8 protein-coding genes are annotated in these 10,576 nt (G+C 47.0%); 4 read left to right on the forward strand and 4 right to left on the reverse strand.

Translation table 11 applies throughout. The features are described 5' to 3' along the window. Positions 1-108 precede the first annotated feature (108 nt). Positions 109-1,383: a D-alanyl-D-alanine carboxypeptidase/D-alanyl-D-alanine-endopeptidase gene (gene dacB, locus BMW93_RS33885; protein ID WP_090387062.1), complete on the forward strand. Its 1,275-nt coding sequence runs from the start codon at positions 109-111 to the stop codon at positions 1,381-1,383. Here the strand turns inward: dacB and BMW93_RS33890 are convergent, their stop codons facing one another. Beyond that, positions 1,384-3,078 carry a hypothetical protein gene (locus tag BMW93_RS33890; RefSeq protein ID WP_090387064.1) on the reverse strand — a complete coding sequence of 565 codons (1,695 nt, stop codon included), beginning with the start codon at positions 3,076-3,078 and terminating at the stop codon, positions 1,384-1,386. Between the two features lie 46 nt (positions 3,079-3,124). Then, the gene (locus BMW93_RS33895; RefSeq protein ID WP_090387066.1) at positions 3,125-4,141 is read right to left on the reverse strand and encodes a toxin-antitoxin system YwqK family antitoxin; all 1,017 of its coding nucleotides are present in this window, start codon (positions 4,139-4,141) and stop codon (positions 3,125-3,127) included. A gap of 93 nt (positions 4,142-4,234) precedes the next feature. Here BMW93_RS33895 and BMW93_RS33900 point away from each other — a divergent pair, with 93 nt between their 5' ends. Beyond that, the gene (locus tag BMW93_RS33900) at positions 4,235-5,176 is read left to right on the forward strand and encodes a GDP-L-fucose synthase (RefSeq protein ID WP_090387068.1); all 942 of its coding nucleotides are present in this window, start codon (positions 4,235-4,237) and stop codon (positions 5,174-5,176) included. Positions 5,177-5,362: 186 nt separating this feature from the next. Continuing rightward, the gene (locus BMW93_RS33905; RefSeq protein ID WP_015813234.1) at positions 5,363-5,836 is read left to right on the forward strand and encodes an Lrp/AsnC family transcriptional regulator; all 474 of its coding nucleotides are present in this window, start codon (positions 5,363-5,365) and stop codon (positions 5,834-5,836) included. A gap of 74 nt (positions 5,837-5,910) precedes the next feature. On the opposite strand, the gene BMW93_RS33910 is transcribed toward BMW93_RS33905, so the two are convergent. Continuing rightward, positions 5,911-7,407 (reverse strand): DUF4301 family protein, encoded by a 1,497-nt coding sequence (locus BMW93_RS33910; RefSeq protein ID WP_090387069.1) that lies wholly within the window; start codon positions 7,405-7,407, stop codon positions 5,911-5,913. Positions 7,408-7,495: 88 nt separating this feature from the next. After that, positions 7,496-9,781 (reverse strand): ATP-dependent helicase, encoded by a 2,286-nt coding sequence (locus tag BMW93_RS33915; RefSeq protein WP_229241117.1) that lies wholly within the window; start codon positions 9,779-9,781, stop codon positions 7,496-7,498. 208 nt (positions 9,782-9,989) lie between these two features. Between BMW93_RS33915 and BMW93_RS33920 the strand changes: the two genes are divergently transcribed. Beyond that, on the forward strand, positions 9,990-10,334 hold the full coding sequence (locus BMW93_RS33920) for a hypothetical protein (RefSeq protein ID WP_090387073.1): 345 nt from the start codon (positions 9,990-9,992) through the stop codon (positions 10,332-10,334). The last annotated feature ends 242 nt before the right edge of the window (positions 10,335-10,576 follow it).

The raw sequence follows: 10,576 nt of genomic DNA on the forward strand, positions 1-10,576 counted from the left end.
TTTGTCATGTGGTGATCAGATTTTACAAAGTAATTGCATCTTAACCCACGAATTTGTCAATAACACGAAAATATTATCTTTGTTTAAAGTTCATTTTAACCCGTTTCCATGCGCACGCTGCTTGTCTTTATCAGTATCATTGCATTATCGGGCTGTTCGGCCTCCCACTATCTGAAGCGTGAAATCGACCGCTCGGCGGTTCTCAGCCAGCAACATACCGGCATTTCCATTGCACGTATCGGCGATCAAAAATCGCTGGCATCTTATCAGGACAATAAATATTTTGTCCCCGCTTCCAATACCAAGCTGTTCAGCTTTTACGCCGGCCTATCAGCTCTCGGCGACTCCATTCCTGGCCTGGAATACCTCGAATGGGGTGAACTCCTCATCATCCGCGGCACCGGCGATCCTTCGCTATTACACCTCGATTTGCCGCATAGCAAGGTTTTTGACTTCCTGAAAGGTCGCAAAGATCAGATATTTTTTACCCCCTACCATTTTGAGAACAAACGTTTCGGCCCGGGCTGGGCGTGGAGCGACTATAACGATTACTATCAGCCGGAAGTGACCGCAATGCCCATTTATGGCAATATTGCGCGTTTCAAAAGCACCACGGCCGGGCAATATCAGGCCAATCCGCGTTTCTGGCAGAAGTCGCTGGTACAGGATACAGCGGTTGCGGGGATCGAAAGGGAGGAGTTACAAAATGTATTTCATCATGCTAAATTATCAGGCTCACAACCTGTTACGAAAGACATTCCGGTACATATGACCGACCAGGTAATGCTGCAATTACTCAGCGATACATTGAAAAAAGAAATCAAACTGATCAATATCCCACTGGAAATCGATTTGCAAACCGTCAATAGCATTCCCTCGGACTCGCTTTATACGCGGATGATGCAGGTAAGCGATAATATGCTCGCCGAGCAGCTCATGCTGCTCTACGCAACTGCCAACAAACTGCCATTAAGCACCGAAAAGGCCATTGCACATGCCATAGAGCACCATTTGTCCGATTTGCCGGACAAGCCGGTTTGGAAAGACGGTTCCGGACTGAGCCGCTATAATCTTTTCACACCGCGGACCATGGTAGCCTTGCTGCAAAAAATTTATACAAAAGTGCCGCAGGAAAGATTATTCAAAATACTGCCGGCGGGCGGAAAGAGCGGGACCTTGAAGAACCTGTTTAAAGAAGAACCGCCATTCATTTTTGCCAAAACAGGCAGCCTGAGCAATGTCTACAATCTGAGCGGCTATTTGATTACCAAAAAAGGAAAAGTACTGGCATTCAGCTTCATGAATAATAATTTCACCAAGCCCACCGCCGAAGTACGCAAAGAAGTGGAACGCATTCTGACAAGCGTCCGCGACAAATACTGATTATTTCTTTTCCTGCCAGGTTTTGCCGGTGCAGTAAATGGTATTGTGCCCGTTTTTGCGCACCAAGAGGTAAATTTTGTATTCGCCCGGCTCGACATTAGCCGTATGAAAACTGGCATTGATCCCTTTATTGAAATACATGCCGCGCCGAAGCGTCGTTTTCAGCGGTACAGAAGCCTGATTCGGTTGAGCTGCGTATATATGCTCCGTTGATTTCAAAACCACGTAAGCACCATCCGAGTAATCTTTCTCAGCTTTGAAAAAATCCTGCTGGAAACCTATTACAATATGATCCCCCAGCAAACCAACTTCATCCGGTGGATAAACGCTATCACAAGAAACCGAATCTGCCCGCGGGTTCCAGTTTTCTGCCAGCGGATCGGCCGAACGGTAGTAGGAGCGGATCTTTTCGTAATGCTGCTGATCCATTGAAAACATGCGGATACCCAGCCAATCGGCATTATACCGCGCATTGAACTCCTGTGCAATGGCCGCGCGACGGTTATTAACCGCCTCCGCAAAGTTGCTGTGCAGCAACACAAGGTTCATGATCACAGCCACAACCAGCATTCCGGGCGCGAATTTTCTTCTGGCCGCATTTTGTACAATAGCCAAAAATCCAAAATACAAAGCAATGCACCATAGCGTAGAATACATGCGGTAGCGCCCTTTGAACATACCCGCGAAGGTGTCCGTGGGTATGCGCTTGTACGTGAGCGCGAGGGCCGTAATGCCGGTAAAAATGGCTATGGCTAATGCAAAAAGCGCCGTTTGATTGGTGTATGGTCCTTTCAGTCTGGTTGAATTCCAGAGCGGAATGTATTGCTTGCGGTATAAAAACAGCAAACTGACGATCATCAGCATTCCTGTCGCCACTGCTCTGTACAATCCTGATGTCGGCGCACTGTAAGCGCTAAGCGTTGCCCACGAACCGATGAAACCGAAGAAACCGAAGAAGCCTTCCTTCACCTGTTGCGGATTGGAGAAATCGAGGTTTTGGGTGATCGGGGTGAAGTCGATGAAATAAATGACTGCTATGATCAGCGTTGTTGCCAGCGTGACGAAAAATTGTTTCCGGTAGCCTCCCAGTAAAAAAAGTAGCCCGATAACCGGGAACACCATTAATCCATTGCCGTAAGTAAATGTCGCGGCTGTGGCAAACAGCAACGAAACTGTGATCCGTTCCGGCTTGTAAATCGCGAAATAGAGTGCGCAAAGCACAAAAAGGATCACACCGAAATTACAAAGTGAGCTTACACCCCAGAAGATGTTTTCAAACGACTGGATATTGAACCACAGCCACATTACAGGTACAAAATACCAGACGGAAAGCCGCAAATGCCTGAATGCGCGGTAAAAAACCAGCGCGCAAAGTGTCCAGCAAATGTTGGCAACAATCATCGGCCAAACCAGGTTGACCGTACCGAATGTCTTTTCGAACAACAGGATTATCGATCGGGAGAATACCAGCCGGTGTTCGGGAAAAAGGGTCGTCAGCAGCTTCCATTTACCAGCCAGATCGGCCTTCGAAAATTCGGGGATAATGCCGAGAATGAGGATGTCATCGAATGCTACATAATTGACATTCAATGTAATAACTTTAAATACCCAAATGTAGATCAGAACGGGTACCAGGCACAACAGCCATGCAAGCCAGCTTTTTTCTCTGACAAAACGGAGGAAAGATGAAAACATGCGTGCTAATTAAGCAGGTGAGCCGTGATTTTCAACCATGCACTGCCTAATTTTCGGTTTCCTCCTCTTCAGCGGAAGCGCGGGGATCTTTGGTATAATCGTAGAGCAGCTTGCCTTTGTCGTCCCATTCACGGAGAATGAATGCTTCGAACTCTTCGTCCCAGGCAGTTTTTGGATATTGGATTTCTTTTTTTCGCTGGCGACGGAACTGGTAATATTCAACCCAGCGGCCTACTTTTTTACCCGAATCGTATTTGCCGTCCACAGCAAGCTGGCCTTCCTTGTAAAACTGCAGGTACTCGCCTTCGACCTCGCCAAATGCGATCGGCATTACTTCTTTTATCTGCGTATGCGCGGAATCGTAATAGGTAATGCGCGAGTCGGCAGGAAATCCGCGGTTCCAGACCGCCTTATCGACAAGGTTGTATTTTGTATCGTATTTCACCCAGCGCCCATCCTTCACACCCATATAATAGTAGCCTTCTTCGATCAGGTTCTCTCCGCTATATTTTTTATAGGAACCGTGCAAGGGCAGCGACTGCGCTTTATCCTTCACAACAGAAGAGCTCAATTTTCTGGCTTTCTTGTCGTACCAGCGCGTTTCGGTCGCCCGCGCATACTGGTCAATGGGCTTATATTCCTTCAATACATGGAAATTCTCTACCGTAGCTCGGTCGCCGCTGCCATATTTGACCGACATGCTCTGCATTGGAATACCTTGATATTGTACTTTCGCAAGACGAGCCTTTTCCTTTTTTGCTTTGCGGTCCTTCTTCTGGCTCTTATATTCCTTCACCCGAAGGCCCAGGTCGGGGATAGTTTCACCGAACAACGTGGAGAGGTTGGTGGACTTGCTCTTGCCGCCAGGCACCGAGGCGCCCACCACCGGATCCAGGCCCGAAACAAATGATTTCAGATCATTTGAACGCGTTACGGTATCCTTTTTCACCTGTTCTTTGGGGAGCCACGAGGGCGCCGGAACGTCCTTCTGACTTTCCTGCGCAAAAGCGGAAACCGAGAGACAGATGGTAAAAAAGCCACAGAACAGTGCTACTCTTTGCATGTATATAGGATTTTTCTTCAGGGCAAGATTGTTACTTTTGTAACGAATTGGTTTTTTCTATATTGATTTCCAAGACAAATTTAAAAAAACACCGTGGAAAAAAACGCTAAAATTTATATTGCCGGGCACAGGGGAATGGTTGGATCTGCTATTCTCAGAAAATTGGAAAAAGAAGGATTCAACAACATCATTACCAAAACTTCATCCGAGCTCGATCTGCGTAACCAGGCTGACGTGCGCGAATTTTTTCAAGCGGAACGTCCGGAATATATCTTTCTGGCCGCTGCCAAAGTAGGCGGCATTATGGCAAACAATATTTACCGCGCAGAGTTCCTGAACGATAACTTGCTGATCCAGAACAATGTAATCGACAGTGCCTATCGCACGGACGCCAAAAAACTGATGTTCCTCGGTTCTAGCTGCATTTACCCGAAACTCGCCCCGCAGCCCTTGCAGGAAGATTCACTGCTTACCGGCCTGCTGGAACCGACCAATGAGCCTTACGCGATCGCGAAAATTGCGGGCATTAAAATGTGCGAAGCTTACCGGTCACAGTATGGCAGCAACTTCATTTCGGTAATGCCTACTAATTTATATGGACCGAATGATAATTATGATTTGAACAATTCGCACGTTCTGCCGGCGATGATCCGCAAATTTCACGAGGCAAAAGAAGATGGAAAGCCTTTTGTAGAGCTCTGGGGCACCGGATCGCCTTTGCGCGAGTTCCTGCATGCCGACGATCTCGCCGCCGCCTGCTATTTCCTAATGCAGAATTACAACGAGGCCGGCTTCCTTAATGTCGGTGTCGGTTCGGATGTTACCATTAAGCATCTGGCTGAAATGATCCAGCAAGTGGTCGGATACCAAGGTGAAATCAAATGGAATACCGACAAACCGGACGGCACACCACGAAAATTGATGGACGTAAGCAAGCTGCACGCATTGGGCTGGAAGCACACCATCGATCTGGAAGAGGGCATTACCAGGACTTATCAGGATTTTCTCGAAAAAATAGAAACATATGCCGTGTAACCCAAGTTATGACAAGAGGTTACATTGAATATGGCCTAATATTTCAATACTAAAATCCTATTTCACCCACGATAATTCTATTTTTAGACAAAATTTCAGTATAATATTACAAGAATCTTCGGGAAACTAATTAGTTTTGCGGGTCCCCCAAAATGGGCACGTCATATAAACCTTAGTCATAGAGAAATGTCGGCCATTATTAAGTTAGATCAGATAGACCGCAAAGTACTGGAGATTTTACAAACGAACGCGAAGATAACCAACGCTCAACTTTCCAAAGAAATAGGGCTTTCGCCCGCTCCCACGCTGGAACGTGTGAAAAAACTGGAACAGTCGGGAATCATCAAAAGCTACCATGCGCAGCTGGAACCTGAAAAGGTAGGTTTGGGCGTAAGCACTTTTGTTCAGATTTCGCTGGTAGGGCACCGCAAGGCTGTTACGGAGTCATTTGTTGAGAAAATTCACGCAATCCCGGAAGTTATTGAATGTCATCACATTACAGGAACAGGAGATTTTCTGCTCCGTGTAATTTCCAAGGACATCAGCACTTATCAGAAGCTGATGCTCGAAAAAATCAATGAAATCGAAGAGGTCGCCAGCACGCAAACAATGGTAATCCTTTCGACTTTCAAAGAAAGCAAAGTGTTACCGATACCTTGATTTGATAAAGTCATTTGAAATAAAAAATGGTCGGAATTGCTTCCGACCATTTTTTATTTGGTTTGCATTTAAACCTATTGATGCTGCTCGCGAAGCAGGTCGTTCACGGTTTTCACAGGGTTGAAGGTGATCAGCGGCACTTCTACGAAGAGCGTGTTCCAGTCGGCCATCGAGCCGTTCCACAAGCCCGGAAGCTCCTGCGCTTTCAGTTCCTTACCGTCTTTGGATTTGCCTGTAATAAAGCCGGTTAACGGGTCGCGGAATTTTTTCAGGTCATACAATTCACCCTTTTTGTTCTTCACGGCGCATACCAGATCTACCGGATTGAAGTGCGTTGAATTCTTGAAAATGCTGTTCTGATCCGCATTATCAACATCTACCTGTGCCGATTCCACGATTTGAAGCGACGATGATCCGTCGGCATTCTCGGCCCAGAAAGGTCCGCCACCCGGTTCGCCCTGGTTTTTCACCATCCCGCATGCGCGCAACGGGCGATCCAGCTTTCCAACAAAATATGCCTTCTTCTGATCGTCGCTCCACGATTCGAAATCAGCCGGCTGGATCACGCAAAGTTCATTGCGGAAGAAGCCGTCGAGTTCCGATAACAATGTTGCATCGGCATTTGCTGCCAGTTTATCGAGGTAGGCGAAGATTTTTTTCTGATATCTCAAAACGATGCCCGCCAATGCTTTTTTGTAGGTAATCGTTTCATCCTTAATGCGGTCCGGAACTACATTATCGATGTTTTTGATGAAAATAATATCCGCATCGAGCTGTGCCAGGTTTTCGAGCAAAGCACCATGGCCTGCCGGACGGAACAGTAATGAATCATCTTTTTCACGGAAAGGTGTGTTATCGAGGTTCACCGCGATCGTGTCAGTCGAGCTTTTTTGTTCTGAAAAAGAAACAATGTAGCGAACGCCATACTGCGTCTGGTAGCTTGGGACCACTTCTACCACAAGCTTCTCAAACTTGTCGCGGTGCTCAGGAGAAACCGTGAAATGGATCTGCACATTGCTGCCTGCATTCGCATATTTCGCGCCTTCCACCAAATGCTCTTCCAGTGGCGTACGTGAGCGTTCGGTATAATTATGGAATTTCAAAAGGCCTTTCGGCAACTCCCCGTAACCTAAACCCTTGGCGGTAAGGAAGTAGGAAGCAATGGTCTTTTCATCCGCAGACTCAATTTCGTGCCCGTCGGCGGCCAGGGAAGTTTTCAGATCTTCGTAGAATGCGAAATCTTTCAGCTTGGCGAAGAACTCGTCTACCGATTTGTCCTTCTTGTCTTCCTGCAAAAACCCGAAAAGCGATTTGAACATACGCGTAGCCGCGCCCGAAGCCGGCACAAACTTTAAAAGTGCAATTTCACCTTCGGCAGCACTTTTATCGAACTCACTGATTACCTGTGCAATATCATCGTCCGTAAGCCTGATAATGCCGTCGCCGACTGTGGCTGCCTTCGATAATTGCAAAAATGGGAACCCTTTTTCAAAATAGCGGACTTGCTCTTCGACGACGCTCAAATCGCTTCCTCTCTCCTTTATTTGTTGAATATCGTTTTCAATAAACATAATATATGGTTTTAATCAGTGAAGTTTAGGGTAAGATTTATTACAAAAAAGCTTGGAATTTTAACAACTTCATCAACTTTCCCCGCATTTATTTCAGCACCCGCAACTTGGCGAAACTGAGGAGGAGCGTTTTTTCACCGACAAGGTCAAACTTGACGGTCGCTTTTCTATCGGTACCATTGACGTCCATTTTGGTCACCACCCCGAAACCGAATTTCAAATGCTCCACCTTGTCGCCTTCGGCCAGGTCGAATGTGTCGGTCGGTACGAAATCGGCTGATGGCACGTGGCTCGTAGCAGCGGTTGCAACGGGCCTCGCCTCGGTTTTTCTTTGAACGAGATTGCGTGCAAACGTAGTTACGGGAGGTGTGGTGTCGCGTTCAAGCGCACTCTGCACCATCCTGTTCACATTCAAATACTTCTGATCCACTTCGAGCAGAAACCGGCTCGGCTCGCACATTTTAAGGCGGCCCCACTGGTAGCGGCTCTCGGCATAGGAGAATGACAATTTCTTTTCCGCGCGCGTGATCGCCACGTAGAAAAGCCTTCTTTCTTCTTCCAGATCCTGCCGACTTTCCAGCATCATCTGGCTCGGGAAAAGGTCTTCTTCCAGCCCAACAATAAATACATTCCGAAATTCCAGTCCCTTAGCCGAGTGAATGGTCATCATCGTCACGCGGTCGTGGTCGTTATTATCGTCCGGCTCGTCGGCATTGGTCAAAAGCGAAACTGATTGAAGGAATGCACTGAGCGTTTTGTCCTCCGTCTCATCGCTATCCACAAATTCTTTAATACCGTTCAGCAATTCCTGCACGTTTTCGTAGCGCGAAAGGCCTTCCACGGTCTTGTCTTCATACAATTCCCGCAGGATTCCGGACGCTTTGGCAATGTGGGAGGAAATTTCATAGGCATCTTTGCCCTCTTCCACCAGAATCTTAAAACTCTTGATCAGCGTCCCGAACCCTTCAATAGGCGCAATGGTGCGTCCCGTACCGAATTGATTGATATTTGCTACGACATCCCATATCGCCACATTATTTTCAGAAGCAGTTACCGCAATTTTGGCCACGGTCGTATCCCCAATTCCTCTTTTGGGTAAATTGATGATCCGTTTGAAAGCTTCTTCATCCCGCTGGTTCACTGTAAATCGCAGGTAAGCCAGCAAATCCTTGATTTCTTTCCTTTGATAAAAAGACTGTCCGCCGACAATTCGGTACTTAATCCCGAGTTTCCGCAAAGCTTCTTCGAACGAGCGGGACTGTGCATTGGTACGGTATAAAATCGCGAAGTTCTCGTTACGAAGCGATTTCTGCATTTTCTCCTCAAAAATTGCTGTCGCTACCAACCGGCCCTCCTCATTATCCGAGCCTGCTTTGATTACATCGATCAGCGAACCTTCCTCATTGGAAGTAAATGTCTTCTTTTCCAGCTGCGATTTGTTTCGTGCGATCACCGAATTAGCCGCTTCTACAATCGTGCTGGTCGATCGGTAATTCTGTTCCAATTTGATCACGCGCACGTCCGGGAAGTCCTTTTCGAAATTGAGGATATTCTCGATGTTCGCACCGCGGAATGCGTAAATACTCTGCGCGTCGTCACCCACGACCACAATATTGCGATGCACGGCCGACAACTTCCTGGTAATGAGGTACTGGGAAACGTTGGTATCCTGAAACTCATCCACCATTACATGCTGGAACTTGTGCTGGTACTTATATAATACGTCGGGGAAATCGCGGAAAAGGACGTTGGTATTGAAAAGGAGGTCGTCGAAATCCATCGCATTCGCCTGGAAACAGCGGGTTGCATAGGTTTTGTACAGTCGGCCGATCTCCTTCATTTTCGCCGCATCGTCGTCGGCTTGGATCACCGCATTATTGATGTAATCATCCGCGGAAATGAGCCGGTTCTTCGCGCCGGAGATCCGGTTGAAAACTACATTGGCCTTGTAAACTTTGTCGTCGAGGTTATATTCCTTAATGATACTCCTCAATAATGACTTCGAATCGTCGGTATCATATATAGAGAAATCGCTGGTATAACCCAGGTACCGCGCCTCGATGCGGAGGATTTTCGCAAAAACGGAGTGGAAAGTACCCATCCATATATTACGCGCCTCGGTACCGACGGCTCCTTCGATCCGGCTACGCATTTCGCCCGAGGCTTTATTGGTAAATGTGAGGGACAAAATCCGGAACGGGTCGACGCCCGTCTCGATCAACCGCGCAATGCGATAGGTAAGTACCCTGGTTTTTCCTGAACCCGCGCCCGCAATGATCATCAAAGGGCCATTTCCATGCAGCACAGCCTCCCGTTGGGGCTCATTCAAGGTCGACAGATAATCGTTGTGGTTCAAAGTTGTATGCTTTTCCAATTACTTATAATATATAGCAAAAGCCAAAGTTAGGAAAAACCGTCAAAAGCATTCCCCAATCTCCGGCACTCTAGGCAGGTACAAGTCCATAAATATTATTCCCATATCAGAACATAAGGAATGCATTGTTGGTTAACTAGCAACAATTTCACCTTTCATTATATTAATAGAGGGCAATGCCCATCCGCGAACAGAGCTAATGAGTACAATGAATATAGAAGACCAACCGCTGGAAGTACAATGGGAACACCTGCTCGGGCAGCTGGAAGACTGGGTAGGCAAGCGTCCGGCCGATTTGAACGGCGTCCTTTTCCTTATAGGTGTACAGGAATTAGGCCAGGGCGCGAAGCGATTTTCCAAGGAACAGAAGCAGGATCTCATGCATATAGGTATATGTAAAGCATTAAGCCTGTCTTCCTATTACAGTCTCGAGTACACGGACAAAGATGGCTGGCCGCATTACAAGCTCGAAAGGGCCCTGCCTCCGGGCGATCTTTTGAAGCAGGAGGCCCTTTTGAAGATGCATGTGATCGAGTACTTCAAAAATCTTTGAAAAAATTACGGATCGGTAATTTTTGGTTATCAATCGGTTGTGTGTTTCTGGGGAAAAAGATTTAGAAATATTTCCCATTGCTGCTTGCATGTTAAAAATAAACCTCCCACTTTTGCACTCCCAATCGGGGACAACGGTAGCGAAAACGATCGCTGCCACGAGTTCTGGAAAGCCAGAGCAACGTTCTTTGACATGATGAAGAGAGCAAAAAGATAGGTTCGTTAGAAACATTTGATCTGTTT

Origin of the sequence: Dyadobacter sp. SG02, assembly GCF_900109045.1 — a bacterium.
Lineage (GTDB): Bacteria > Bacteroidota > Bacteroidia > Cytophagales > Spirosomataceae > Dyadobacter.

Coding starts and splice junctions, on each gene's coding strand:
- BMW93_RS33895 (WP_090387066.1), bottom strand. CDS start 4,141: ATGCAAAGAGTAGCACTGTTCTGTGGCTTTTTTACCATCTGTCTCTCG.
- BMW93_RS33910 (WP_090387069.1), bottom strand. CDS start 7,407: ATGTTTATTGAAAACGATATTCAACAAATAAAGGAGAGAGGAAGCGAT.
- BMW93_RS33905 (WP_015813234.1), top strand. CDS start 5,363: ATGTCGGCCATTATTAAGTTAGATCAGATAGACCGCAAAGTACTGGAG.
- BMW93_RS33890 (WP_090387064.1), bottom strand. CDS start 3,078: ATGTTTTCATCTTTCCTCCGTTTTGTCAGAGAAAAAAGCTGGCTTGCA.
- dacB (WP_090387062.1), top strand. CDS start 109: ATGCGCACGCTGCTTGTCTTTATCAGTATCATTGCATTATCGGGCTGT.
- BMW93_RS33920 (WP_090387073.1), top strand. CDS start 9,990: ATGAATATAGAAGACCAACCGCTGGAAGTACAATGGGAACACCTGCTC.